Origin of the sequence: uncultured Campylobacter sp. (assembly GCF_938041645.1) — a bacterium.
Lineage (GTDB): Bacteria > Campylobacterota > Campylobacteria > Campylobacterales > Campylobacteraceae > Campylobacter_B.
This window is the reverse complement of the sequence record NZ_CALIST010000013.1, coordinates 1-25828: the sequence shown is the minus strand read 5'-3', so window position 1 is coordinate 25828 and position 25828 is coordinate 1. Positions and strand designations below refer to the sequence as shown.

Below are 25828 nucleotides of genomic sequence, written 5' to 3'. Positions count from 1 at the left end.
GATGTAAGGTATAAGGGCTGCTTGGCGCGCACGCTTGATAGCCTTTTCTACCATCTCTTGGTATTTTTTGCTAGTGCCGGTTAAGCGACGCGGCATAATCTTAAAGCGCTCGCTTAGGCAGTGCTTTAGCAGTGCCGTGTCCTTATAATCGATAAATTCGATCTTTGCCTCCGTAAATTTGCAATACTTTCTAGTATATTTTCTCTTATCTGCCATGATTTTTCCTTAATTAAAATGGGATCGTATCGTTGCCGTCATCGTATTTATCGGCATCGACATCGACTTCCGGAATCGTGCTTTCATAACTCTGCTCTTTTTGTTTAGGCGCATTGTAATCGTTTTTTGCGCCTTTGAAATTTGAGTTTTGTCTATTAGCATAGCTATTTCCTCCGCCGTAATTACCGCCGCTATAGTTAGAATTTCCTCCGCCGTAGCCGCCGGAGCTTCCGCCATAATTGCTGCCCTCGTAATTGCCGCCTTGATTATAGCCGCCGCTTCCACCTTGATTGCTTCCTAGCATCTCCATCGTATCTACGCTAATGGAGTGCTTGCTTCGGTTCTGTCCGTTCTGATCTTGCCACTGATCTAGCTTTAAGCGGCCTTCGATCAAAATTTTACTACCTTTTCGCAAGTATTGATTTGCGATCTCGGCCGTACGACCGAAAAAATCTATGTCTATAAAGCACGTTTCTTCGCGTTTCTCGCCGTTTGAGCTATTATATCTGCGCGTGACGGCGATGCCGGTTTTACCTACGGCGGTGCCCGTTTGCAGATATCTAAGCTCGATATCTCGGGTCAAATTACCTACCAAAACTACTTTATTAAACATATTTTATCCTTTATTCGCCCTCTTTGGCTGCTTCTTCAGGCTCTTTCGGCTCTACCGGCGCTTTTGACTCGCGCTCTTTTTTCGCAGGGCTTAGTTTGATGCCTTTGCTTAGTTTATCCCAAGCAGAAATTTCACGCTTAGTCTCATATTTGACGGTCAAAAATCTAATGATATCTTCGGTGATGCGTAGATTTCTAACAAGTTCGGAGATCAAGCTCGGCTCGGCTTTAAAATAGATTACGAAATAAATTCCGCGCTCATATTTGTCGATCTTATAGGCTAGCTTTCTAGCGCCCATTTCGATCACGGAAGCGATCTCTCCGCCATTTTTGGTTATGATTTCTTTGACGAAATCGACTTTTGTTTTAACTTCATCGTCGGTAAGCGTGGGCTTAACGATGAATAAAACCTCGTAGTTTCTCATAAATTCTCCTTATGGATTTTAGCTCGCAAACAGCGTCTGCGGGCAAGGATTTTGCAAAAAATGCAAAGGGATATTACTAAAATTTCACTTAATATTTGCTTTTTGCCCGAGCGAACTTAGCAGTATGCGCTGCAACCTCAAAAACGATGCAAGCAAAAGCTCATCCTTTGCTACGTTCTTTTCGCTTTTAAGTTCAAATTCCAAATCGTTTAAGTGAGCGAAAATTTGATAAAACGTCCGCGTAGAAAAACTAGTGGCGTAGCGCTGCATCTGTGCGGCCACGGAAGGGGGCGGCTGGTAGCCTAAAACCGCCTTAAAATCAAATCTGCCGTTTATTTTCACGTAAGCGTGCAGCCGAAAAATTCTATAAATCAGGCGGTAGAAATAATTTATCAGCTCCATCTCGTTGTATCCGCCACCCAGAGCCATTTTGTAAAAATCTACGCGAAAGTCGCTTAGACCGAAAATTTTATCGAAAAGCTCGTCGTAGCTCATCTCGCTAAGGCCATAAACCATCAAATTTACGTTTTGCAGGCTAAGCTCGAGCCCCAAACTTGCAAATTTCTCTATCTCGCTCGCACTTAAGCTCAGGCTTTCGTTGTGGATGGCGTAGATCCTGCTAAGCGCGGCGGTGTTTGCAAAAAGCCCGCACATCTCGCATTTTTGCGCAAGCAGCGCTATGGCTTCATTCACGCCCGAGGGTTTGAAAAACCTCACTTCGTTTCGTTCAAATTCCTTGATAAAATCCGCGCTTACCGAAATTTCGCTATCGTTTAGCTCGTAGATTAGATGGTTGTTCGCATCCGCCTTGCACAGCGCGATGAGCCTTCGCAGCTCCTCTTTTTTGATGAGCGAGGCGGTTTTGATGTGAAGCGTGTTGCTACCGCCGAAAAGCGAGGGCTCCAAGAAGCTTCGCGCCTGCTCAAAATCATACTCCAAAAAATACAAACTCAAAAAATTTTCCGAGGCGTAAATTTGCTTCAATCGCTGCGCGTAAAGCTCGTTTGAAAAATCGTCTCCGCCGCGCAAAAGCACGAAATTAGGCACTCTTCCGCTTGCGATAAGCCCGTCAAATTCTTTTCTATACATCAGATTTTCTTTACCACCCTGCCTAAGATCACTCCGCTAGCGATGTTTGCGTCCGTAAGCTCGACTAGCACGGGAGTTAAAATGTCGCCGGCGAAATTTGAAACTAAAATTTTGGCCCCCTTTAGCTTGTCGTCGAGCTTTGCTGTGACGGAATTTCCGTTTTCGTCGATGTAGCAGCGGAATTTTTTGCCTAAGCTTTCCGCGGCCCAGCGCGCAAATTTTCGGTCCATAAAATCAAACGCGACCTTATCCGCCTCGCGCTCTAGCTCGTTTAGCCGCGCGCACGTCGCATCGATGTTTAAAAGCAGGTAATTATAAAATTTCTCATCACCCCTCATCTGCGCCTTTAGTAAGCGGTGCAAAATGAGATCGGAATAGCGCCTGATCGGGCTTGTGAAGTGCGTGTAGTTATCAAATCCGAGCCCGAAATGCCCGCGCGATTCGGATCCGTACTCGGCGCGCTTTTGAGCCTTAATGATGAGCTTATCGACCTCCTCTCGGATACCCATAGTATCGGCTTGCGCTTGGATTTCGCCGATCATTTTGGCGAGGTTGCTCTGATAGGGCGCGTCGATGCCGAACAGCGCCAGATCGTCAAGCAGAGCGTAAATTTTTTTAAGCTCCGCCGAGCCGTGATTTCTAAAAACGCCCCGCTCGATGCGCGCCGCGGCGGCTTTGTTGGCTAGCAGCATACAATCCTCGATGAGTTTGTGCGACGGAGTGTCGGTCTCAAAGCGAGTGGAGCTTATTAGGCCGTGCCCATCAAGCGTGATACGAAGCTCCTTGGTGCGGAAATCAAATCCGCGTTTTAGCCTCGCGCGGCGCAGGCGCTCGCAAATTTCATTAAGCGGCAAGAGCCAGCTTAAAATTTCAGGCTCGCACGCCTTGCGGGTGCGTAAAATTTCATCGACTTCGTCGTAATCGTAGCGACGTTTTGATCTTATAATCGCTTCGAAAAGCTCCTCTTTTTGCGGGTTTAAATTTTCATCCAAAGCGATTTTAAAAACAAAGGCTAATCTAGGCAGATCTGGCATCAGCGAGCAGATGTTTTCGCTAAGCTCGCGCGGCAGCATCGGCACGGATCTGTGCGGGAAATATATCGAAAAGCCACGAAATTTCGCCTCCTTATCGATCGGCGAGTATTCGCTTACGTATTCACTCACGTCGGCGATCGCAACGTAAAGCGTGCGCTCTTTTACGTCAAAATAGATCGCGTCGTCGAAATCCTTGGCGTCGATGGGATCGATGGTGCAAAAGGGCAGATGCTGCAAATCCACGCGCTGCGGATACAGCGCCTCGTCCACTTCGCTGCCGAAGCTCGCGGCTTGCCGCTTGCACGCTTCGTTAAATTCGTCGTTTTTATCGTAGATTGCTAAAGAAATTTTCTCATCGACGAAGGGATCGGCTAAGTTTCCGATCACCTCGGTGATTTCGTTCGTTAAATTATCGATCTTTAAAAGGGTATTTGCGGGCAACTGCTTTAGCGATTTTTGCGTGGCTTTGAGCGGATTTGCGAGGCCGGTTTTGGCGTTCACGCCTAAAATTTCGCGCCCGAAGCTTTTGGTATAAACCACGCTCGTTAAAAATGCGGGCTTGACGCACATCAGCACCTTTGCGTGCAGACGGGACTTTCTTGAGCTTAAAATTTTAGCTAGGATCAGATCGCCCAGATGCACGCCGCTTAAATATCTGTTTTCGATGATGAGATCTGCCTTGAAGCGGTCGTCGAAGCTTTGCAGATAGCCCGTGCCGTCGCGCGCGATGTCGAGCCTGCCGAAAACATAGCCGTCGTTTAGGTAGAGCTTGCCGTTGTGCACGCTGATAGCGCCGATATTTAAGAGGTTGCGCACGAGCTCCTTTTGCTCGCCGCTGAGATCCTTTTCAAATACGCCCGAGTTGAAGGCGCGCAGGAACTCTTTCATATCGAAATTTCGCCTTTCGCCTCTAAAAACGCCTCTTGCTCGAAGCCGAACTCGACTAGTAAATTTAAAGCGTTATCGATGCTAAGCTCGTCGAAGTGATGGTAGATATTGACCGCGGTTTTGGCGATCTTTAGCATTGCATAGCGGGATTTGTTCTCAAAAGGCGCGTCATCGGGGACGTTTGAATACAGCGCGTCCTGCGCGATCTGCTCTAGCCCGAAATGCGCAAATAGCGCGTGCGAGACGCTTTCGCGGTTCGTGCCGGTAAATTCCATCTCCACATCGGTAAAATCCTGCGGAAAGATCGAGCCTTTGATGGCGTGGTAAAATTCCTCCGCCTTGCCTGCCGCGCACACCTGCTCATCGATAAAAACTCGCCCAAACTCCACTAAAATCACGCTTGAGAGGATACTTTGCTCAATCTGCGGGTAGGATTTGATCCACGAAAACATAAGCAGATTTCGCAGTAGCGAGACCTGCGTGAGCTTTTCGCGATCGATGCGATACGCCTGCAAATCCGGCTTTAGCATCTCGTCGAATACTGCGAATAGAAAAAACGCCCGCATCTGCTCGCGCCCGTAAAGCTCAAACGCTCGCTGTAAATTTAACGTCTTTAGTGCCGCGGCGCCCTGCTCTTGTCCCAGCTCCTGCGCTCTGCCCCATTCTTGCTCCTGTTTTTGCTGCTGCGCTTGCCCCCGCTCTTGTATCGGCTCTAGTCCATGTGCTCGTTCAGCTTGCGCGGAAATGCCCGAACCTAGCGTGCAATCAGCCCTCGCGGCGACGTGCTGATTTCGCCGCTGTGTATCGCTCGCGGCCTGCGATGGGTTAAATTTAAAATTCTCGTCGCTGTAGTTTACGCTGCTTGCGTCATTTGAGTGATTAAATTTAAGACTATCGCCCTGCCCTGCTAAGTCTGCGCCTTTTTGCTCGCTCGCAGCGTCTTGCAAACCGTGCCTCATAGGCTCTGTGCTTTGGAAATCGCACTGCTCATCTGTAGCGGCGAAATTTTGCCTCGCGAGCCCTTCGACGCTAAATTTAGACAAATCGCAAAAGGCTAAATCTAAAATTTTATCCGCGAGGGGGGCGTTTTTTGAAATTTGCAAAGCGAGCCTGACGTCCGAAACATCCGCGTCAAACGATGCTAAAATTTTTAAAATTTCATCGCTAAAGCCCGCGAGCGCGCCTATTTTTTGGGTTATAAATTTATTCATTTTAAAAAGCCGTTCAATATAAATTTCGCACAATCATATCAAATTTTAACTCAAATTGCAAAGCAAAACGCCGCCGTTGCATCTAAATTCCGCTTCGGCTCGCGGGCTTTTGAAGTGCTTTTTTTGCGTTTGAAAATCGCAGATTAATCCGCCCGTTTATCGTGACGGCAAACCTAAAATTTCATCCGCTGTTTTATAAAATTTTAATCCCCTTTCGTATAGAATGCATCGAAATTCCGTTTATAAAGAGCTTGATTAAAACAGAAGTTTGAAGAGCCAAAAAGACTTAAAAACCGAAAATAATTTTAAGATGCTCAAGCTAGTTTTTAAAATTCCATATAAATTCAAGCAGATGAATTTATATGAAATTTAATGACGAGCTAAGATATAGAGCAATAAAATATTGCTACTAAAGAAGCTTTTTGGGCTTTACAAATTTGCATATGTATTTTTATAAAGGTTAGATATGCGCAGTATAGTATTTCTTTTCATAATACCCGCTTTTTTTACCATAAGCTTTTTTGTCGCCTTAATCGCCCCTAAAGGCAAACGCAAACTGCTTTGGCTTTTTGTTTGGTTTATGGTGTTTTTCGGGGATATTGTCGTACTTAAAGCAATTATGGCCTATTATGATTTTAAATATGCCAAGATAAACGTCTATGAAAAGCCCGCCATACATGCTTACTATGCCGGAGAAAGAGAAATAGTCGAATGGAATATAAGCGGTTTTCCTTTGATAGATCCAACCAATTGGCTAAATTTCCCTGCAAATACGACCGATGCGAATTTCATATCTTTGATAAACGGCTACGTAAATTTCATAGATTATAAAGAAAAAAGCGAAAATCCTGTCACAAACGGTAAATATTTTAGAATTTATCTGGATGACTATACCGCACAAGAGTGCTTTTTATCAGCCAAGTTAAGCACAAGAGGCTTTTTAAAGAGTATCCCGATAACGTATGAAGAATTAAATATATTTTTTAATCAACTACAATCAAATCATGAAAGCGAGGATAAAATAATCAGAGAGATAAAATCATTACTTGATGATAGAAATGCCTCGACGATAGATATAAAACCGTCTAAAATATTAAGCTACATAAAATACAATATGAAAGATCTCAAGCAAATTTACAAAGACAAATGCGTAGCTCGTAAAGAAATCAATGAAGATGGGATAGCCGATATAGAGTTGGTATTGGAAAAAGAAAATAGGATGACGGACTGGCGCATAGAGCCGGCACCAAATATCAAAACCTTTCTTGACGACCTAATCGGTCTAAGCTTTAACTACGGCGGAATCATAAAAGATAGAAAAACGGGCAGGATACTAGCCGATAATATATACGAAAACGTAAGATACCAAGGAGCGTTAGGCGAAAGCTTTATAAAGGCTTTTGGAAGCGAGTCGAGAGGATACGGGATATCTTGCGATAGCGGCAGGGAGAAGTATTTGGATATATGTAATCAAAAGATGATAGAAGAATTCTTCAGAAAGGATAGAAAATGAGAAAGTTTGAGGCGCTAAAAACATATGCAGAGCTAGCATGGGCGGGGTATATATGGGATTGAACAATTAACAAGCTGTGGTATAAAAAAGACTGCTATGCTATTTAGATTTAACTGAGGGCTAATTCAGATCAAACAGATCCAAATATTAAATTTGCAAATTTAAATTTACTAATTGTGTGAATTTGTAAAGTAAGTTTAAATTTGTAAATTCATAAAATTCAGTATCAGCGATACTGACCGATATTGAATTTACAATAAAATTTTATAAAAAGGGTAAATTTGGAAAAACTAAAAGAAAATTCAGAAAATAATCAAAATTTAGATGAAAACACGAATTTAGAAAATCAAAACAAGCCAAAACTACTTTATAGACTTGATAAAAGAAATCCGTTTTATGTGGCTTTTGATTTAATTGTTTATTTGTTGATAGCTTGGATACCGATAATATTTGCTATACCAAATTTTGTTTTTGATATTGGCATATTTAGTCTGATTTTAAATATGTTTTGTGCCTATATTTCGTTTATAGTTTTACAAATTTTATATTCGATAATCTTTTTTGATTATTTTGAAATTTATGAAGATAAAATGGTTTATAAGGATATTTTTGGTTTTAAAATTATATTACATGCAAAACAAATTGATAGATTTTTTTCGTATGGATATTGTGGAGTTACAGAATTGATGGCTATTTTTAGAAAAAGAAGATTTAAAATTTTCCCAACAATACAATTCTTAGTTTAACTTCTGAACAAGAAAACGAAATAAGAAAAAACATAGCAAATTTAAATATAAAAAATTTTAATAAAAAGGGCAAAAAATGAGTAATTCAAGCAGAATTAATAAGGCAACAAACGAGTTGAATAAAGCAGAAAAAAGACTGCTATATTCTTTGGATTTAACCGAGGGCAATTCAGATCAAACAGATCAAAATATCAAATTTGTAAATTTAAATTTACTTGTTACTTGAATTTAAAAGCAATAGCAAGTTTAAATTTGTAAATTCATAAAATTCAGTATCAAACGATACTGACCAAGATTGAATTTACTAGGAAATTTTATAAAAAGGATCAAATTTGGTAAACGATGTTTTTAATAAAAACAAAAATTTAAGGGATTATGATAAAGAGCCGATTATTATAAAAGATTACAAACCACAAGTAAATTTGATTGGTATATTTTTAATGATTTTAGCTTTTATTATTTTGTGTATCGCAAAACCAGAAAAAGTCAATGGTTTTACGATTTTATCTCTTATGGTAGCAATTCCTTACATTATGAAATTTTTGGGCAAAAATTATTTTATTCTGAAAAATGAAATGATAAGCCAAATTAAAAATGATAAATCTTTTGATTTTATGCAAGTAAAAGATATTAAAAATGTTAAATTTAGCGTTGATTTTAGAGATGGGAACGAACAAATTTCACTAGTTGCCAAAATTTTACTTTTGATTATTATTTCTACATACATATACGCAATTTTTGCATTCAATGAGCCTATTATTTTGTTTTTTATTTTTGCACTTATCGTTGTATTTTATGCAATTCCAAAAATCATAACTCATACAATAAATGGTGGCAAAATCAATGATAGCGTTTATGATTGTCTTACCATTTACAGCAAAAATGGAAAAGTGATGAATATTATGATTTGCAACGACAAAGAATTTAAAGAATTTAAAAAATACTTTTTAGAAAATGTGAAATTAAATATTTCAAATGCTAAAACTAGCTTTGGAATTTTTGATAAAAATTTTTATAACACAAGGAGCGAACGATGAATTCAACAGGTAGCAGAGAAGCGAAAGCAAGAGTTGCTTTGGATAAAGCTGAAAAAATTATTATTGAAAAATTTACTAAATTCAATCTTTCTGAAAATAGTAAAGATAATTTAAAAAATATTCGTAAAATGTGGAATAGTGCAAGCAGTGGTTATAGTATTGCTGAAAATTTCACTGATATACCCGAGAAAATTTTAAAAAGCAAAGCTAGGGCTATTGTTTTGTTTGTAGAAACCGCAGCAGGAAATGTGTTAATTGATAGCACTATGGGTGAAAGCAAAATGAAACAAATGGTTGGGGCGTTAGGAGATGCAATTATTGCTGGTGCGGCATTATTGACACCGCAAGGTTGGATAATTACTGGTGTAAATTTGGCATTATCTCTTGTTGATTGGGATTTGGGAAGTATATTTAAGAAAATATATGGAGAAGATAACGATAATATAAATATTACCTCAAATGGCTTTATAGAAGTTAGGAATAATGATGGTTCTATTTATACAAGACCATTATCGACACAAGCTAGAAAAATTTTAAACATTAATGGTGAGCCAAGTGGTTCTATATTTGGCGACAGGAAAGGCGATGTATTGTTCGGCAGTAGTGGAGATGACTTGCTTCAAGGCAGAAGCGGAAACGATTTGCTTCTTGGGGGAGCCGGCTATGATACATACTTTGCCGACGGCAAAGACACTATAAGAGATGAGGATGGAAAAGGTCAGGTATATTTTCATGGTCGCAAACTAACTGACGGCACTCAAATAGAAAAAGGCTCAAACATATATAAAACAAAAGACAATATAAAATATGAACTAATTGATAATAAGCTTATAGTAAATGATAGCCTTATTATAGAAGACTTTAATCCATACCAAGAGTGTCTTGACATAACCCTGCACAAAGCAGATGAGATAGCAGTAAATGTTTCAAATGCAAATGCGGTAGAAAAAGCAGGAAAGATGAATTTTACAATCTCGCTTAGTAGAGAGTTAAAAGAAGGTGAATTTGTAAAAGTAACCATACCTGCCATAAACGGCAATGAAGCAAAAACTTATATGTTTATGCACCATAGCAACCCAAACTATACGCTAGGAGCAGCATAGAGCATGTATTTACTGGTAGCACAAATTATGAATATTAACAATATTCTAGCCCCTTCGAATGTTATTTCATCGGCATTGCCTAGAACTTTGATTAACTTGCCACCTTGCGTATAGTGATAGTGCCTGTGTGTTTTAACCGTTCGTCTCTGGCCTGTGAGCTATAAAATTGAACAGCTATAAAATCATCTAAAACTTCGACCATAGTGCGCTTATATTGCGGCAAAATAAAATTCCTGACTACTTATTAGGGTCTGATTTAAAAATTGGATTATCCTTAATTTTGGTAAAAACTTCCGTCATCTTTCTTCCTTTGTATAGTAATTTTAGGCAGATTATAGAATTTCCTCAAAGGATTAACAAGGCAGGAGCACAGAAAAAGCTACTATATAATTTTTTAATATATAGTAGTTTTTCTTAAAATATATGTATCAATCGGTAGTTTTAAGTATTAAGAATTTTTTAAGAGCAATTTTAAAATTCCCAAAAATAGGGCTTAAAAAATTATCTAAAAATTCAAAAAGACTAAAAAATAGGGAAAATTTTAATAGATGGTGCGACCGACGAGATTTGAACTCGTACACCTTGCGGCACTACCCCCTCAAGATAGCGTGTCTACCAATTCCACCACGGTCGCATAAATTTTAAAGCTTAATCTCAAGCCTTGAATTATATAAGTTTGAAGCCCGATTTCTCGGGCTTTTGATTAATTTGCAGCAGCCTTTAAACCCGCTGTCAAAAAAGGATTTACGAAAAGCAAGATAAATGAAATAACTAATGCATAGATAACCTGCGCTTCGATCATCGCTAGCGAAATATACATCGTATTCGATAGCTTGCTAGCTACGCTCGGATTTCTAGCGATGCCGTTAAGCGTCGCACTAGCGGCATTTCCCATACCTAACGCGCCACCCAAAGCGGCTAGACCTAAAACAACTGCAACGGTAATTGCAGAAAAAGAAACGATCTGAGTGTAAGCGCTTAGCTGCTCGCTAGCGAAAGCCACGCCGCAAAGCGCAAATAACAATACAAGAACTTTTTTCATAAAAGTCTCCATAAATAAATTTTAAAACGAGTTTCGGCTCAATACCCCCTACTCCAACGTTTTAAGTGTGAAATATTATTAAAATTTTGCTTTTGATTTGTTTAATCTGGCGGAATTTGCGTTAAATTTAACAAATCCCGCCGAGCAATCTAACGTTTAGCGTCCAAATATGTATTTAGCGCCGCAACGTAGGCCTTTGCAGACGCCAGCATCGTATCTACGTCAAGTCCTCTGCCGATGATGGCGCCCTCGCCCGCAAATTCCACCTTGACGGTTACTTTCGCCAGCGCGTCTTTGCCCTGCGAGACCGCTTTTACTTGGTATTCTTTCAGGCTACCGCTGATGCCGCTAATGCGGTCTATCGCCTTAAATATCGCATCTACGCCGCCGTTTCCAAGCGCGCTGTCGCTTAAAATTTCATCCTTATACCTTAGCGTAAGCGCAGTGCTAGCGTGTCCTTTGTTGCAGCTATTGGAGCTTAAAACTAGCACTTCATAGGTCTTTTCGGCTCCCACGAACTCGTCGTTTACAAGCTCTCTAATATCCTCGTCGAAAACGTCCTTTTTGCTATCGGCGAGCACTTTAAATTTATTAAACGCAATCTCAACCTGCTCGTTACTAAGCTCATATCCCAAAGATACCAGCTTGTCTTTGAAGGCGTGACGGCCACTGTGCTTGCCCAGCACGAGCGAGTTTTTATCAAGCCCGATATCCTCAGCATGCATGATCTCGTAGGTTTCTTTGTGTTTTAACACGCCGTCTTGGTGGATGCCGCTTTCATGCGCGAAGGCGTTTTTGCCCACGATCGCTTTATTAGGCTGCGGCTCGATACCCGTGATACTCGCGACTAGGCGGCTGGATGGGTAAATTTCTTTCAAATTTATATCGGTATAAAGCGGCGCAAATTTATCCCTGCGCGTCTTGATCGCCATCACGATCTCCTCTAGCGCGGCGTTGCCCGCGCGCTCGCCGATACCGTTTATCGTGCACTCGACCTGTCTGGCTCCCGCCAAGATGGCAGCCAAGGAATTTACAGTAGCCATTCCCAAGTCGTTGTGATTGTGCACCGAAACTACGGCGCGCCCGTCGATAAGCTTAACGATCTCGCCTATTCGGGCGGTGATCTCATCCGGATAGAGATAACCCACCGTATCGGGGATATTTATGGTGGAGGCTCCAGCGTTTATCGCAGCGTCGCAGATCTCTTTTAAAAAACCCATATCGCTTCTGCACGCATCCTCGCAGCTAAACTCCACGTCCTCGCATAGGCTTTTGGCGTATTGCACAGACTCTACGGCGCGCTTTATGACCTCTTGCGGTTGCATTTTGAGTTTAAATTCCATATGGATAGGGCTTGTGGCGATGAAGGTGTGGATGCGCCCGAGCTTCGCGCCCTTTATCGCTTCGCCTGCGGTTTTGATATCTTTTTCTAAAGCGCGCGCAAGCGAACAGACGCGAGCCTTGCTAACGGCACCCGCGATCTTTTCTATCGCGTCAAAGTCCCCGGGACTCGCCGCCGCAAAACCCGCCTCGATAACATCTACGCCCAGCTTTTCAAGCTGTAACGCAAGATGGATCTTTTCGTCCGTATTCATCGATGCTCCGGGGCTTTGCTCGCCGTCACGAAGCGTCGTATCGAAGATTATGATTTTATTTTTGTCCATTGCTTGTCCTTTCAAATCGTTAAAATTTGGCGAAATTATAGCCGTGCAAGCTTAAAACAATCGCGGCGATAAATATGTTTGAGATTATTTCGCCGTTTCCTCGGGTTTGTCTTTTTTATGAAATTTAGCCGCACTTAAATTTAAAGCTCCGCGAACCAAACCGTAAATGATATAAACCAAAGTGAGCACCGCAGGGAATTCCAGCCTGAAAAGATATAAAAGCGAGAAAAATACGACGATTAGAAGCACTAAAATTTTAATCGCGTTGGGGCGCTTTAGGCTGATCTTTTTAAAGCTTGGAAAGCGGATGTTGCTGACCATTAAAAACGATAGCGCCGCCATTGCGATGATCAAAAATACGCCAAACCCTTTGGAAAGCTCATATTTTAGATAAATTCCGATCCAAAACGCCATCGTAATCGCTGCCGTTGGTATCGGTAGCCCGATAAAAACGCTAGGCTCGTAGGTGCCCGTAGTGACGTTGAATCGCGCCAGCCTTATCGCGCCGAAAACCACGTAAAGCGCGGCTATGAGCGAGCCGACCTTACCGTAATCGTGCCCGACCGCGCAGTAAAATAGCAGCGCCGGCGCGACGCCGAAAGCAACGATATCCGCAAGGCTATCGAATTCCACGCCGAATTTCGACGTCGCATGCGTTAGCCTCGCTACGCGGCCGTCGAGTCCGTCGCAGATCAAGGATAAAATGATATAAAAGATCGCGGCGCTGAAGTTACCCTTGATCGTAGAAATTATGCTGATGACCGCCAAAAATACGCTTGCCGCCGTGAAAAAATTCGGCAATATATAGATTAGTTTTCCCTTTTCCTCTTCCATCTCTTACTCTTTAAAATTTTATTTTTACACCGCTTTTCATTCGGTGCCGCGGATCGCGCATAAAGCATTTTAGCGCGACCTTCTTAAAATTTAGCCCTAAGCTTTTACCGCGCGCGAGGCTTTAAATTTAAGCCTCGTTCTTTGCGTTTTCGATATCATCGTTAGCGCCCAAATTTCGCACTAGCCGGGTAGGCATGTCGTTATCTTTTTCAAATTTAGAGATGATCTCCACGATCTGCTCGCCCGAGACCGTCTCCTTCTCATACAGCGCCTTTACCATCTCCTCGATCGCCGGAGCGTAGGTCCTTAGCGTCTCTTTTACCGCCGCGTAACGCTCATCCAGCGTCTTGCGGACATATTCGTCGATCTTAACCGCCGTTACCTCGCTGTAATCCTTGATGCTCTGTCCGCCGTTTAGGAAAGAATACTGCTGTTTTTCGAGCACCGCAAGCCCCAACGCATCGGTCATTCCGACCTGAGTGGCCATAAATTTAAGCATATCGGTAGCGCGCTGTAGATCGTTGCCCGCGCCGTCGGTGATCTCGCCTAAAAACACATCCTCCGCCGCGCGCCCCGCCAAAAACGTATCGATCTCGGCAAAAATTTCATGGCGCTGGTGCAGGTATCTATTTTCAAACGGCGAATTTAGCGTATATCCCGCAGCGCTCAATCCGCGCGGCACGATAGTTACCTTCGATACCGGCATCGCGCCTTTGGTAAGCTCGGCGATGAGCGCATGGCCGCTTTCGTGGTAGGCGACGATTCGCTTTTCGATCGGGCTTACGCGGCGCGATTTTTTAGCCAGTCCGATACCGACGCGCTCGATCGCTTCAAGTAGGTCTTTTTGCTCTACCTCCGCCTTTGCCTCGCGACCAGCTAAAAGCGCGGCTTCGTTGATGATGTTTGCAAGATCGGCTCCCGCAAAGCCCACGGTAAGTCGCGCGATCTCCTCGATATCGATGTCGCGGGTAAATTTAACGTCGCGCATATGCACCTTTAAAATTGCCATTCTGCCGTCAAAATCGGGTCTATCGACCAAAACCTGCCTATCAAATCTGCCTGGACGCAGAAGCGCCGCATCCAGCGTCTCGGGGCGGTTGGTAGCCGCAAGAACGATCACCGGGCTTGATTCCGAGCCGAAGCCGTCCATCTCGGCAAGTAGCTGATTTAGCGTCTGTTCGCGCTCGTCGTTACCACCGCCGATACCGCCTGCGGTTCTGCTTTTGCCGATCGCGTCGATCTCGTCGATAAAAACGATCGCCGGAGCCTGCTTCTTAGCGTTATCAAATAGATCGCGCACCCTGCTGGCACCCACGCCTACGAACATTTCAATGAAACTCGAACCCGATACCGAAAAAAACGGCACGTCCGCTTCGCCCGCGACAGCCTTGGCTAACAGCGTCTTACCCGTGCCTGGAGGACCCACCAAAAGCACGCCTTTTGGAATTTTAGCCCCGAGGCTGATGTATCGCTCCGGATTTTTTAAGAAATCTACGATCTCTTTAACCTCCTCTTTCGCCTCTTCAACGCCCGCTACATCGCTAAATTTAACCTTCGGCTTTTCGGCACTTACCAGGTTTTTAGAGCTTCCGATGCCGAGCACGCCGCCGCCCATATTGCGCTGCATGCGGTTGGCTAAAAACATCCAAATTCCAAAGAAAATCACGAGCGGCAAGACCCAGCTAAAGAGCAGATCGGTCAAAAAATTGCTCTCGTTATACGCGCCGTATGGAATTTTACGCGATTCTAAAATTTGAACTAGCTCGGGATCATCCACGCGCTTGGCGGTGTAGATTACGTTGCCGACTTGCGCTTTAATCGTGGAACTTCCGATGGAAACCATGCTCACTTGAGAGTTTTTGATCTGCGATTTTAGCTCGGAGTAAGTTACGTTTCTACTCTCGCCCGAGACGGAGCCTAGCACTCCGCCGCTATCAAATCCGCCACTTGGGGATATCGCTTTAAACACGACTATCAAAATAAGCGCAAAAATTATAAAAACGCCGATCGGATTTTTATTGAAAAAATTGTTTCCGCCGCCATTTTGAGGGGGTTGATTGTTTTGGTTGTTATTCATATCTTCCTTTCATATACGAAGCTGAGCCATTCGTTTTCTTGTTTCATACAGATGAAGCTTAGATCCGAAAAGGCTTGCTCAATCCTATCTTTATATTTTTCTAAAATTCCCGACAGCACGAGCTTGCCGCCGGGTTTTAGCGCTTTTTTCAGATCCGCGCTTAGGATCAAAATCACGTCGGCGATTATATTTGCGACGATTAGATCAAACTGCGGCTGCGCGCTTTTGTTTGAACTTTGCTCGTTTAAGCTTGAAACGCTGCCGAGCCAAATTTTATTGATCTGTACGCCGTTTTTCTCCGCGTTTTGCTGCGTAGCTGTCACCGCCTGCTCGTCGGTATCGCAGGCGCTTACCTTTGCGCCCAGTTTTTTCATCGCGATACTTAAAATTCCGCTGCCGCAGCCCACGTCAAGCGCGCTCATGCCATCGCGAGCGAGCTCGCTAAGCAGTGCCAGGCACATATTGGTGCTTTCGTGATGCCCTGAACCAAACGCCAGCGCAGGATCGATCAGAAGATCGATTAGCGCGGGATCTTGCGATCTTTCGCACCAGCTCGGACGGACGTAAAATTTACCGACCGCTACGGGCGCGACGCCTTTTTTATACTGCTCGATCCAATCGATATTAGGCTTTTTTGAAATTTCGATCTGCAGATCGGCGTCTAAATTGAGAGATCGCGCGAGCGCCTTTTTAAACTCTTCAAATGCAAATTTTAAATTTTGCAGATCCTCTTCGTCGCGGATTATGAAACTCTCGCCACGTTCTTCGACGCAGGTAACGCCGAGCTCAAACGCAAAGTTTTTAAAAAGCTCGCTTGCATTCGCGCTTTTTACGATCATCTCATAAAAAAAATCTTTCATCGCCTCACATCGCCTTTAAATTTTAAAATTTGCATATTACTAAAATTTAGTTCAAACTTTGCTTACGCTCGGGCGTTTTTATAGAGCTTCAAACGCCTTTTTAAGATCGAGCGTGCCTTCGTAATATGCCTTGCCGACGATGACGCCCGCGATGAGCCCTGCGTTTTTAAGCGAGATTATGTCGCTCATATCCTTTACGCCGCCGCTTGCGATAGTGTCGATGCCGCAAGCTTTCGCGATAGAGCGGCTAAATTCTACGTTTACGCCGCTTAGCATCCCGTCACGCGATATGTCGGTGCAGATAATCGCGCAAACGCCTGCGTCCGCGTAGTCTCGCGCCAGATCGGTCGCTTTTACGCAGCTTAGCTCCGCCCAGCCCTCGGTCGCTACTAAACCCTCTTTTGCATCTATGCCCACGACGATGCGGTAAAGCTTCGCCATTCTTCTTACGAAATCTCTATTTTTAAGCGCTGCCGAGCCCAGGATAAATCTATCGACGCCCAAGCTCAAATACTCCTTTATGCGCGCTTCGTCGCGGATGCCGCCGCCCACTTCTACGCGCAGGCGCGTGCTTTTTACGATCCGCTCGATCGCTTTGAAATTTACCGCCTCGCCCGCAAACGCGCCATCGAGATCAACCAGATGCAGCCACTTAGCGCCGAGATCTTCAAATTTTTTGGCTAGATCACAGGGGTCCTTGGAATAAATTTTTGCGCTTTGCATCTCGCCCTTGCTAAGGCGTACGGCGCATCCTTGTTTCAAATCGATCGCAGGGAAAATCTCCATCATAGCTCCGTAAAATTTTTAATGATTTTTATGCCCGCATCGTGGCTTTTTTCAGGATGCGGCTGAAAGGCAAATACATTTTCGCGCCAGATCGCGCTTGCAAACTCATAGCCGTAAAACGTGGTCGCAAGCGTGATCTCGCGCGCGCAAAGGACGTGGTAGGAGTGCACGAAATACAGATACTCAAACTCGCCCAAGCCCCCGTTTATCGGCGAGCGCTTTATAAAATGCGCACTGTTCCAGCCGACATGCGGGATCTTTAGGCTTTCGGCGCGGGTAAAATTTTGCCCGCTGCGCTCGCTCAGCTCTGCCCTATCTGAATTAAATTCTGTCTCGCCCGATATAAATTTTGTATTTTCTCTAAATTTCATATTTTCGGACCTGGATTCCGCCCCCCGAATATTAAATTTCGTTTTGTCAAATTTCACGACGCGACCGGGTAGAATTCCAAGCCCGCTACGCGCGCCGAATTCTTCGCTTTGTTCAAACAGAAGCTGCATCCCCAGGCAGATGCCTAAAAAATATCTGCCGCTTGCGACGAACTCTTTAATCGCTTCGTCCATACCGCTTGCGCAAAGCCTATCCATCGCCTCGCCGAATGCGCCAACGCCCGGAAGCAGAGCTTTATCGCAGCTCAAAAGCTCCTCAGGGCTGCGCGCGAGAGTAAATTTAGCGCCGCAAAAACTAAGCGCATTCATCACGCTTCGGATATTGCCCGCGCCGTAATCCACGATACCGATCAAGCCGTGCCCTTCATATCGTTTAATCGGTGCGAAAACTCGGGCACGATCTGCTTTAGCTTATCCGCAACCTGCGCGTCCTCGCACTCCGAAAGCTCCTCGATCTGCGAGCTTAGCTCCTCTAGGTCGTATTTTGCGGAGTGGGTTACGAAGATTGATTGGTACTTCGTGCTCTTGTCGTTTTCGTCGATCAAAAGCTCCTCATAAAGCTTCTCTCCGGGACGCAGGCCTACAAATTTAATACCCAGCTCCTCCTTACCGGCAAGCTGCAACATTCGCTTTGCAAGATCGGCGATCTTTACGGGCTCGCCCATATCCAGCACGAAAAGCTCGCCGCCCTGCGCGATGGAGGCTGCTTGAAGCACGAGTTGGCACGCCTCGCTAACGAGCATAAAATATCTCGTAATCTCGGGGTGCGTAACGGTAAGCGGCTCGTTCGCTTCGATCTGGCGTTTAAATTTAGGAATGACGCTACCGCTTGAGCCGAGCACGTTTCCGAAGCGGACGGCGACGATCTGCGTATCGCTTGTCGCGTCGTTGGAATTTAGCGCGTAAAGCTCGCAGATACGCTTCGTCGTGCCCATAATGTTCGTCGGTCGCACCGCCTTATCGGTCGAGATCAAAACGACCTTTTTCGCGCCATATTTTTTGGATAGATCGATTACGTTTTTAGTGCCGATGATATTGTTTTTGACCGCTAAATGCGGATTAAACTCGCATAGCGGCACGTGCTTATACGCCGCTGCATGCACGACTACCTCGGGATGAAATTCTGCAAAAACCTCCTCTAGCTCATGACGATAAACGATATTTACCATCTTTAGCTCGTTGCGCGCGTCCGCGCCCGTCGCTTCGTTGATCGAGTAGAGGTTAAACTCGCTGTGCTCGACCATAATGAGCCTCTTTGCGCCGAATTTCAAGCACTGCTTGCAAATTTCGCTTCCTATCGTGCCGCCTGCGCCCGTTACCAGCACGATCTTGTCTTTGATAAAATTTTCAATCGCCTTGGTGTCGAGGTCTTTGGGCTTGCGCGCGAGCAGATCCTCGATCGATACGTCGCGGATCTTTTTGCTCTCATCCTCCAAAAGCGAAAAGAGCTTGATATCCTTTAGCCCGTACGCAAAAAGCTCGTCGTAGAGCTCCTTTAGCTCGTCCGGATACAGCGCCAGCGCGATGATCGCGGTTTTGGCGCCGCTATCTTTGATCATCTGCGGAATTTCGCTCTTAGCCCTGACGACGTAGTTTTCGCAATAGGTCCCTACTAGCTCAGGCCGCCCGTCCACGACGCCCACCGGATAGTAATTGATATATTTTTGCCGCATCCCTTTTAGGACGTGAAAGGTCTTGCTCGTAGCGCCTACGACGATGCAAGGCTCGTTATTCGTGATGTTTTTCTTCTCGCTTAGAAACATCCGCTTTGAAATTCTAACCCCGCTGATCAAAATAAACGAGATCGCTGCATCGATAATGATGACCGAGCGCGGGAAGGGGTTAAAAACTTTACTCGCTAAAAAAAACAGGATCAAAAAGGTAAGCGCCGCCATCACGTGCGCGTAGAAGAGCTTTCTCGCTTCGTATAGCCCGAAAAATCTCCACGGAACTAAATAGATCCGCAAAAACCAAAAATAGAAAATTTTAATCGCAGTAAGGCTTGAGGCGCTAAGCAGCGCGCCTTTATAAAATTCGTTCGGTATATCTCCGCTAAATCGCAGCAAAAACGCGATATAAACGGAGAGGATCGAGATAAAAATATCTCCTAGCAAAAAAAACGCGAAGCGGCTAAATTTAGTGGGTTTTAACAGCATCAGATGTTTTCTTTTACGATTTTTACGACGCGCTCGATCGTCTCGTCGCTCATATCGGTGCCGCTAGGCAGGCAGATGCCGCGACTGAACATATCCTCGCTCGTGCCGTCAACTACGCTAAGCACGCCTGCGAAGATGCTTTGCAGATGCATCGGCTTCCAAAGCGGACGAGATTCAATGTCGGCTTTATTTAGAGCGTCGATAACCTTTAGATGGGCATCCTTTTTCTTAAATAGAAGCGTCGTAAGCCATCTATTGCCCTTGCCGCCTTCGACTTCAGGCATAAACTCCACGTCGGTGCCCCTAAACAGATCCTCATAAATTTTAAAAATTTCGCGCTTTCTCTTTACGCGCTGCGGCAAGACCTCCATCTGGCCTACGCCGATAGCGCCCAAGACGTTGCTTAAGCGGTAGTTGTAGCCGTAGTCTTTGTGCTCGTAGTGAAGCAGCGGCTCGCGCGCCTGGGTGCTTAAAAATCTAGCCTTAGCCACTAGCTCCTCGTCGTTTGAGATCAGCATTCCGCCGCCAGAGGTAGTGATAATTTTATTGCCGTTGAAGCTTAGCGCGCCGCATTTTCCTATGCCGCCTAATGCTTTGCCTTTATAAAATCCGCCCAGCGCCTCTGCGGCGTCCTCGATGAGATCGATATTTTCATTAGCGCAAATTTCGCATATCTCGTCCATCTTCGCAGCCTGTCCGTAAAGGTGCGTAACGATGAGCGCCTTTGGCTTTTTCGGCGATTTTTTGATCGCTTCTTTAAGCAGCTTCGGGCTTAAATTCCAGCTCTCGTCGCTATCTATCAGCACTGGCACGCAGCGCTCGTAAAATATCGGATTTAGCGACGCCATAAAGGTAAACGTGGAGCCAAGTACCACGTCGCCGTCCTTTACGCCGCTGCAGCGAAGCGCCAGATGAAGCGCCGCCGTGCCTGCGTTTAGCGCTAATGCGCCGCGTGCGTGCGTATATGATTTCACCGCATCCTCAAAGCGATTTACATATTCGCCTAAAGGCGCGATATAGTTACTCTCAAATACCTTTTTTATATACTCAAGCTCATCGCCGCCCATATTCGGCGGGCTTAAAAATACTCTTGCCATCTTCATCCTTCCTTGATCTTTAAATTTAACCTCGCCTGGCGCAAGGCTAAATTTAGCTTTCGGCATTAAATTTAAATGCTCGGATTTTATCACTTTTAATGTTATAAATTTTAAATTTGATCGCTTTTTTTAACTATCCGAGCGGGTACGCCTACCGCCGTGCAACCGCTAGGTATGTCGCGCACGACCGCAGCACCCGCGCCGATGATGCAGCGCTGCCCGATACTTAGCCTCTGAATGACGCTAGCGCCGATGCCCACGTGCGAAAACGCCCCCACCTTCACGCCGCCCGCAAGCGCCGCGTTTGGGCTAATGTGCGCAAACTCGCCGATCTCGCACTCGTGCTCGATTACGACGCCTGAATTGATTATCACGCCGCGACCGATTTTAGCTCGCGCGTTTATCACGGCGCCGGGCATTACGACCGCGCCCTCGCCGATGACGGCGCTTGGGCTAACGATCGCGCTTTGATGAATTAGCGTCGCTATCTCAAAACCCGCTCGCACCACCCTCTCTTGGATCTTTGCGCGAGTTTTGTTATCTCCGATTGCGATTATTACGGGGTGCTTCGGCAGATCCTCGCTAAATTTCAGCCCTGCCGCGTCGTCTAAAAAAACGACCTCGCTAAATTTAGCTCCGCGCGCGACTAGCGCGACGTCCGCGACCACCAACCCGTGTCCGCTCGCGCCGTAAACGTAAATTTTAGTTGTGCCCATTAAATTTCTCCGTAGTCGCCATGCCCTCTTTATTTACGCCCTCTTTCGCAAGCACTTTTTTAATCGTTAAAAGCGCGATTTTAAGATCGAGCACGAAGCTTAAATTCTGCGCGTAATACGTATCGAACTCAAATTTTTTCTCCCAGCTGATCGCGTTGCGTCCGTTTACCTGCGCAAGCCCCGTGATGCCCGGGCGCACGCTGTGCCTAAGGCGCTGCGGCGGCGAATAAAGCGGCAGGTACTCAATCAGTAGCGGACGTGGTCCGATGAAGCTCATATCGCCCTTTAGCACGTTAAAAAGCTGCGGCAGCTCATCCAGGCTTAGCGCGCGAATTTTTTTGCCGTATTCATTAAGCCGCTCTTCGTCGGGCAGCAATTCGCCGTCCGCGCCGCACTCGTCGCTCATCGTTTTAAATTTGTAAATTTTAAAAATTTGCTCATCAAGACCAGGGCGAGATTGCGTAAAAATCGCGCTTTTGCTAATATGCTTGCGGATTAAGAACCACGTAAGCGCCATCACGGGCGAAACCAAAATGATCAAAACCAAAGCCGCCGTAAAATCGAGCGCGCGCTTTAAAAAACACCTATACATCGATAAATTTCCTATAAACCTCTAAATATTTTTCCGTGACGATCTTTTCGTCGTAATTTGCAAGCACCATCTCGCGCCCGTTTTGTCCGAGCCTCTCGCAAAGCGGCTCATCATCTAGCAAAATTTCGATCTTTCGCGCAAGATCATTCGCGTCGCGAGTGCGGCAGATTAGACCGTTGACGCCATCCTGCACCGCTTCGACGCAGCCGCTGCAATCGCTTACCACGCAGGCTCGCGCCATGCTCATCGCCTCTAAAACCGTGCGCGGAAAGCCCTCCTTGTAGCTAGGAAGTGCCAGTAGGTAACTAGCCTTCAAGAGCTCAGGCACATCGTTTCTGGCACCCAGATAATGCACCGCGCCGCTTCGCAAAAACGCAGGATCAGCGGTACTTTTATTACCAGCAAAACCCTCGCCTACAAAGACAAATTTCGCATCCGATCGATCTTTTAAAATTTCTGCTGCTTCGTAGAATTCTCTCACGCCCTTATGCCACATCGCGCGAGCTATCATCAGTACGATCTTTTTGCCGTGCAAATCCTCGCCCAAATCCGCCACACTAACGGTTTTGGGGTTGAACTTTTCAGCATTTACGCCTACACTTTTAATTCTTATAACCTTTTGCTTCGCAATAAGCCCGCGAGATAGCATATAATCGGGATCGGCATCATTTACAAATATGCAAGCATCCGCCTGCAAAAATGAAAATTTATAAAGCTTCTCCAATACCGCTCGCACGAGCCTTGTTTTAATATCATCGTCGATATAAAAGCTACCCAGCCCCTCGACTAAGTTTATCACATATTTTATACCCGCCTCTCGAGCCGCCAGCGTACCAAACACATTTGATTTGTGCGCAGCTGTTTGCAGCAGGTCCAAATTTAGCCTCTTTAGCTCGCGCGCAAGGGCTTTGGTGTTGCTAAATACGGTAAACGGATTTAGGCTCGCTCGATCAAGATCGTAAGTTACGGCATTAAAATCGCGTGCCAAATCCTGCGTATAAGCGCCGCGAGGAGCAATTGCGAAAACCTCGTGCCCGCGCTCTTTTAAAGCCTGCATTATCGGGCGGCGAAAGAAATGTAAGCTCATATCGGCATGGCTTAAAAACCCTATGCGAGCCATCTGTTGCATTCCTTCTTTGGCGTTGCGAGATTAAATTCCATAAATTTCTCCTTAGCTTGCGGCAAAATTTATCTAGCGCTTTAATTTATAAACTTTCACAGCAGGGCTTAAGATCACAGGCTCGAATAGCTCGGGCCTATATCTTTCAAATACAAAAAGTTGAATGTAGCTTGAGTTTAGCATCGTCTTATCTAGCAGCAAAAATCGCCCGTAATCACGCATGAAAATCACGTAAAATTGCGCGCTGCTGTCCATATTAAACTCTTTTACCGAAAGCTTGCCATTCGCGTCGTAGCTCGTTTCGTAAAAGGTATTGATCGCAAATTTTCTGCCGCTATACTCTAAATTTAAAAGGCTCGGTGAGATCGAAAAGCCGTTGTCCATATGCACGCCGCTTTGATCCTGAACGAACCTATCGCTCGTTATGAAAAACAGCTCACTTAGCTGCTTGCCGTCGGTGATGTCGATGTTTGAAAACTGCGTGACGACGGGAAAGATATTCATCATACGATCGGGCAGGATGTAGTAGATGTCGCGCGTAGGCTTCGGCGGCTTAAAATCAGCCAGTCCCAAGCCTAAGATAAAATCATTGACGTCGGTCGCGTTGTAATCTTTTAAAATTTGCTTTAGCTTGTTTGGAATTTTCTCGCTATATCCGCGCTCCGTGTATTCGACATCTAGGCGCGCCATATTTGCAGAGCTCATCTGATCCTTAAAAAGCGCGAAGCTAACGGGGAAATTATCGTTGCCTAGGTGTTTGCCGCCGTCGATGAGGGTTTTTACGTCGCTGTAATAGCGTATACCGTAACCGTAGTCCCACCATGAAAGCGCGTAGTCTTCGCGCTGCGCCTTATCTTTGAGCTCATCTAGCACCCGTACCTCACTTTGATAAAAGACCGTATCGACCTTGTACGAGACGATGTGCTGCCACGCGGGATAGATCGCAAGTGCCGTCAAAATAAGCAGTATCGCGCGTCCCGCAATCTTTGGCAGATCCAAGCGCTTTACGCAAAAATACAAAATATATCCGAAGCTCAGCCCCATCACGCCCACAGCGTAGATCGTAAATCTAAGGCCCGCTTTGTTCGCCGCAAAGCCCAAAAGCAAAAGTGGGATCGAGAGCAAAAATTCCTTATGCCTAAAGCAAAGCACCAAATATCCGATTGCTGCGATCACGAAAACCGCGACGTGCGAGCTGATGCGCTCCATAAAAATCTTAGGCGGCACGATGCCAGATTCTTGGATCGTTTGATTGACGTTGAAAAAATGAAATGCCGTATCGGCGTTGTCCGCAAAGGAGCGGAAGATATAAAATTTTGCCTGAAAGATGATCGGGCTAAGACCTCCGTTTGCGACGAAAAAGACTACGGCAAGCGCGCCGATAATCGCTAAAATTTTAAAATTTAATAGCTTTCCTTTAAATGCAAAGAGCCAAAATAGCGTAAGCGAGATTAAAATTTTTGCCACCAAAGGCGTGGAGCAAAGCGCGATCAAAAAGATAATCATCGCTTCGTAATTTACCGCACTTTTTCGCTTAAAAATCAGCGTGTAGGCGAAAAATACGGCGAGCATCATGGAATTTAGCGAGAAGCTGGAGGGATACCACCACATATAAAATATCACAAACGCGCCCAGCCAAAACAGCGTGCTGCGCGAACCGCGCGTGCAGATACGGATGAGCGCCCACAAAATGCACATCGCAAGCACGATATTTAGCATATCGGTGTCGTAATACCCAGCCATCGTGCGGTTGTAGTAGCTATTCGCCACGCTCGCGACAAGTGCGCCGATGAAGCCTGCGCGCATGCAGCGAAACTCGCTTGAGATAAGCAAGATCGGCACTACGATGAGCGAGCTAAACAAAGCCGGTAGATAAACGAAGATCGTCTCGATTTTAAAGGGCAAAATTTCAGCCAAAAACGCCGTCACGATCGAAAGTGGCGCGCTAAAATAGCTAAGATCGTTGGGCTGATGAAAGCCGGCGAGTCGGTCGCGCGCGCCCTCTGCGAAGGCGTAGCCGTCGTTTGTGTTTATCATCAGCTCGCCGTCCCAAAAAAAGTAGTTCGGAAATCCGCTCGCCCAATACACCCACCACATACGAAACGCCACGCTAAAGGCAAACGCGAACACAATCATCAGCAAAATATGCTTGGAAAACTCATAATTTTTTATGAAGCCAAAAATTCTGCGCCTAGCAGGAAGCGCGCCAGCTGCCTGATCTTTAGAATTTTGGGAATTTTCTGCTGTAAAGCTTTTAGAATTATCAGAATTTATGCCGTTTGTAGAATTTAAAGCACTTGCAGAATTCGCATTTTTAAATTTAGCCAAATTAGCGGCTTTTGCGGAATTTTTATTTGTAGAGTTCGCAGTGCCAGCGGAATTTTTATTTATAGAATTTTTGCTCGTGGAATTCGCAGTGCCTTTCAAATTTGAGTTTGTAGAATTTGCGCCTGCGGAATTTTCAGAATTTACCGAGGTAGAATTTCGTCCGCTTGATTTTTTAGTCTTTTTGGATTTTTTTTGTGCTCGCATTTTTGCAGAAACAGCGCGCGCTTGATCGTCGCTTAAATTTTTAACGCCGGCGTGCGCGGAATTTTTGCTCGCAGAATTTTTTGCATCAA

General features: G+C 45.2%; 23 protein-coding genes and 1 tRNA gene. 4 read left to right on the top strand and 20 right to left on the bottom strand.

All coding sequences use genetic code 11. From position 1 onward, the window contains the following. The 6 genes from rpsR to Q0600_RS01670 all read right to left on the bottom strand — a co-directional run. Positions 1-216: 30S ribosomal protein S18 (rpsR, locus tag Q0600_RS01695; RefSeq protein ID WP_298756182.1), on the bottom strand; the 216-nt coding region annotated here is incomplete at its 3' end. Between the two features lie 13 nt (positions 217-229). After that, entirely contained in the window at positions 230-829 is a 600-nt protein-coding gene (locus tag Q0600_RS01690; protein ID WP_298756179.1) for a single-stranded DNA-binding protein, read from the bottom strand. A 10-nt stretch (positions 830-839) separates the two neighbouring features. Further along, on the bottom strand, positions 840-1253 hold the full coding sequence (rpsF, locus tag Q0600_RS01685; protein ID WP_298756176.1) for a 30S ribosomal protein S6: 414 nt from the start codon (positions 1251-1253) through the stop codon (positions 840-842). 84 nt (positions 1254-1337) lie between these two features. Continuing rightward, on the bottom strand, positions 1338-2342 hold the full coding sequence (locus tag Q0600_RS01680) for a DNA polymerase III subunit delta (protein WP_298756172.1): 1005 nt from the start codon (positions 2340-2342) through the stop codon (positions 1338-1340). Continuing rightward, complete coding sequence (locus Q0600_RS01675; RefSeq protein ID WP_298756165.1) at positions 2342-4264, bottom strand: ribonuclease R family protein; 1923 nt, start codon at positions 4262-4264, stop codon at positions 2342-2344. Before Q0600_RS01675 ends, Q0600_RS01680 begins: the two co-directional genes overlap by 1 nt. Next, positions 4261-5475 carry a hypothetical protein gene (locus Q0600_RS01670; RefSeq protein WP_298756162.1) on the bottom strand — a complete coding sequence of 405 codons (1215 nt, stop codon included), beginning with the start codon at positions 5473-5475 and terminating at the stop codon, positions 4261-4263. Before Q0600_RS01670 ends, Q0600_RS01675 begins: the two co-directional genes overlap by 4 nt. Before the next feature lie 466 nt (positions 5476-5941). Between Q0600_RS01670 and Q0600_RS01665 the strand changes: the two genes are divergently transcribed. The 4 genes from Q0600_RS01665 (at position 5942) to Q0600_RS01650 (ending at position 9874) form a co-directional block, all read left to right on the top strand. Further along, positions 5942-6988, top strand: a complete 1047-nt coding sequence (locus tag Q0600_RS01665; protein ID WP_298756160.1) for a hypothetical protein — start codon at positions 5942-5944, stop codon at positions 6986-6988. Between the two features lie 281 nt (positions 6989-7269). After that, positions 7270-7734, top strand: a complete 465-nt coding sequence (locus Q0600_RS01660) for a hypothetical protein (protein ID WP_298053762.1) — start codon at positions 7270-7272, stop codon at positions 7732-7734. A 332-nt stretch (positions 7735-8066) separates the two neighbouring features. Next, positions 8067-8771 carry a hypothetical protein gene (locus tag Q0600_RS01655; protein WP_298756157.1) on the top strand — a complete coding sequence of 235 codons (705 nt, stop codon included), beginning with the start codon at positions 8067-8069 and terminating at the stop codon, positions 8769-8771. After that, positions 8768-9874, top strand: a complete 1107-nt coding sequence (locus Q0600_RS01650) for a hypothetical protein (RefSeq protein ID WP_298756154.1) — start codon at positions 8768-8770, stop codon at positions 9872-9874. Before Q0600_RS01655 ends, Q0600_RS01650 begins: the two co-directional genes overlap by 4 nt. 549 nt (positions 9875-10423) lie before the next feature. On the opposite strand, the gene Q0600_RS01645 is transcribed toward Q0600_RS01650, so the two are convergent. From Q0600_RS01645 to Q0600_RS01580, 14 genes are all read right to left on the bottom strand, one after another. Further along, positions 10424-10508 (bottom strand) — tRNA-Leu (locus Q0600_RS01645). Positions 10509-10577: 69 nt separating this feature from the next. Beyond that, a complete protein-coding gene (atpE, locus tag Q0600_RS01640; RefSeq protein WP_298756152.1) occupies positions 10578-10916 on the bottom strand; it encodes an ATP synthase F0 subunit C in 339 nt (112 codons plus the stop codon). A gap of 149 nt (positions 10917-11065) precedes the next feature. Continuing rightward, complete coding sequence (locus Q0600_RS01635) at positions 11066-12580, bottom strand: 2-isopropylmalate synthase (protein WP_298756149.1); 1515 nt, start codon at positions 12578-12580, stop codon at positions 11066-11068. Between the two features lie 84 nt (positions 12581-12664). Next, a complete protein-coding gene (pssA, locus tag Q0600_RS01630; RefSeq protein WP_298756146.1) occupies positions 12665-13414 on the bottom strand; it encodes a CDP-diacylglycerol--serine O-phosphatidyltransferase in 750 nt (249 codons plus the stop codon). Positions 13415-13541: 127 nt separating this feature from the next. Continuing rightward, positions 13542-15491 carry an ATP-dependent zinc metalloprotease FtsH gene (ftsH, locus tag Q0600_RS01625; protein WP_298756143.1) on the bottom strand — a complete coding sequence of 650 codons (1950 nt, stop codon included), beginning with the start codon at positions 15489-15491 and terminating at the stop codon, positions 13542-13544. Beyond that, positions 15488-16351 carry a 50S ribosomal protein L11 methyltransferase gene (locus Q0600_RS01620; RefSeq protein WP_298756140.1) on the bottom strand — a complete coding sequence of 288 codons (864 nt, stop codon included), beginning with the start codon at positions 16349-16351 and terminating at the stop codon, positions 15488-15490. Before Q0600_RS01620 ends, ftsH begins: the two co-directional genes overlap by 4 nt. A gap of 78 nt (positions 16352-16429) precedes the next feature. Then, complete coding sequence (gene hisA, locus Q0600_RS01615) at positions 16430-17137, bottom strand: 1-(5-phosphoribosyl)-5-[(5-phosphoribosylamino)methylideneamino]imidazole-4-carboxamide isomerase (protein ID WP_298756137.1); 708 nt, start codon at positions 17135-17137, stop codon at positions 16430-16432. Then, positions 17137-17880, bottom strand: coding sequence for an imidazole glycerol phosphate synthase subunit HisH (hisH, locus tag Q0600_RS01610; protein ID WP_298756134.1), 744 nt, complete (start codon positions 17878-17880; stop codon positions 17137-17139). The genes hisA and hisH overlap by 1 nt, the downstream gene beginning before the upstream one ends. Then, on the bottom strand, positions 17877-19682 hold the full coding sequence (locus tag Q0600_RS01605) for a nucleoside-diphosphate sugar epimerase/dehydratase (RefSeq protein WP_298756131.1): 1806 nt from the start codon (positions 19680-19682) through the stop codon (positions 17877-17879). Before Q0600_RS01605 ends, hisH begins: the two co-directional genes overlap by 4 nt. Then, positions 19682-20779 carry a UDP-N-acetylbacillosamine transaminase gene (gene pglE / locus Q0600_RS01600; protein WP_298756128.1) on the bottom strand — a complete coding sequence of 366 codons (1098 nt, stop codon included), beginning with the start codon at positions 20777-20779 and terminating at the stop codon, positions 19682-19684. The genes Q0600_RS01605 and pglE overlap by 1 nt, the downstream gene beginning before the upstream one ends. Positions 20780-20889: 110 nt before the next feature. Then, positions 20890-21495, bottom strand: coding sequence for a UDP-N-acetylbacillosamine N-acetyltransferase (gene pglD / locus Q0600_RS01595; protein ID WP_298756126.1), 606 nt, complete (start codon positions 21493-21495; stop codon positions 20890-20892). Continuing rightward, the gene (gene pglC, locus Q0600_RS01590) at positions 21482-22087 is read right to left on the bottom strand and encodes an undecaprenyl phosphate N,N'-diacetylbacillosamine 1-phosphate transferase (RefSeq protein WP_298756124.1); all 606 of its coding nucleotides are present in this window, start codon (positions 22085-22087) and stop codon (positions 21482-21484) included. Before pglC ends, pglD begins: the two co-directional genes overlap by 14 nt. Continuing rightward, entirely contained in the window at positions 22080-23207 is a 1128-nt protein-coding gene (locus Q0600_RS01585; RefSeq protein WP_298756185.1) for a glycosyltransferase family 4 protein, read from the bottom strand. Before Q0600_RS01585 ends, pglC begins: the two co-directional genes overlap by 8 nt. 72 nt (positions 23208-23279) lie before the next feature. Further along, positions 23280-25828: STT3 domain-containing protein (locus tag Q0600_RS01580; protein WP_298756122.1), on the bottom strand; the 2549-nt coding region annotated here is incomplete at its 5' end.

Bases quoted from the DNA above. Each gene is read 5' to 3' on its own strand.
- Q0600_RS01680 (WP_298756172.1), bottom strand. From the start codon at position 2,342: ATGTATAGAAAAGAATTTGACGGGCTTATCGCAAGCGGAAGAGTGCCT.
- Q0600_RS01670 (WP_298756162.1), bottom strand. From the start codon at position 5,475: ATGAATAAATTTATAACCCAAAAAATAGGCGCGCTCGCGGGCTTTAGC.
- atpE (WP_298756152.1), bottom strand. From the start codon at position 10,916: ATGAAAAAAGTTCTTGTATTGTTATTTGCGCTTTGCGGCGTGGCTTTC.
- Q0600_RS01665 (WP_298756160.1), top strand. From the start codon at position 5,942: ATGCGCAGTATAGTATTTCTTTTCATAATACCCGCTTTTTTTACCATA.
- Q0600_RS01690 (WP_298756179.1), bottom strand. From the start codon at position 829: ATGTTTAATAAAGTAGTTTTGGTAGGTAATTTGACCCGAGATATCGAG.
- Q0600_RS01650 (WP_298756154.1), top strand. From the start codon at position 8,768: ATGAATTCAACAGGTAGCAGAGAAGCGAAAGCAAGAGTTGCTTTGGAT.
- pglE (WP_298756128.1), bottom strand. From the start codon at position 20,779: ATGGCAAGAGTATTTTTAAGCCCGCCGAATATGGGCGGCGATGAGCTT.
- ftsH (WP_298756143.1), bottom strand. From the start codon at position 15,491: ATGAATAACAACCAAAACAATCAACCCCCTCAAAATGGCGGCGGAAAC.
- Q0600_RS01620 (WP_298756140.1), bottom strand. From the start codon at position 16,351: ATGAAAGATTTTTTTTATGAGATGATCGTAAAAAGCGCGAATGCAAGC.
- pglD (WP_298756126.1), bottom strand. From the start codon at position 21,495: ATGGGCACAACTAAAATTTACGTTTACGGCGCGAGCGGACACGGGTTG.
- pglC (WP_298756124.1), bottom strand. From the start codon at position 22,087: ATGTATAGGTGTTTTTTAAAGCGCGCGCTCGATTTTACGGCGGCTTTG.
- Q0600_RS01635 (WP_298756149.1), bottom strand. From the start codon at position 12,580: ATGGACAAAAATAAAATCATAATCTTCGATACGACGCTTCGTGACGGC.
- Q0600_RS01605 (WP_298756131.1), bottom strand. From the start codon at position 19,682: ATGCTGTTAAAACCCACTAAATTTAGCCGCTTCGCGTTTTTTTTGCTA.
- pssA (WP_298756146.1), bottom strand. From the start codon at position 13,414: ATGGAAGAGGAAAAGGGAAAACTAATCTATATATTGCCGAATTTTTTC.
- hisA (WP_298756137.1), bottom strand. From the start codon at position 17,137: ATGGAGATTTTCCCTGCGATCGATTTGAAACAAGGATGCGCCGTACGC.
- Q0600_RS01675 (WP_298756165.1), bottom strand. From the start codon at position 4,264: ATGAAAGAGTTCCTGCGCGCCTTCAACTCGGGCGTATTTGAAAAGGAT.
- rpsF (WP_298756176.1), bottom strand. From the start codon at position 1,253: ATGAGAAACTACGAGGTTTTATTCATCGTTAAGCCCACGCTTACCGAC.
- Q0600_RS01585 (WP_298756185.1), bottom strand. From the start codon at position 23,207: ATGGCTCGCATAGGGTTTTTAAGCCATGCCGATATGAGCTTACATTTC.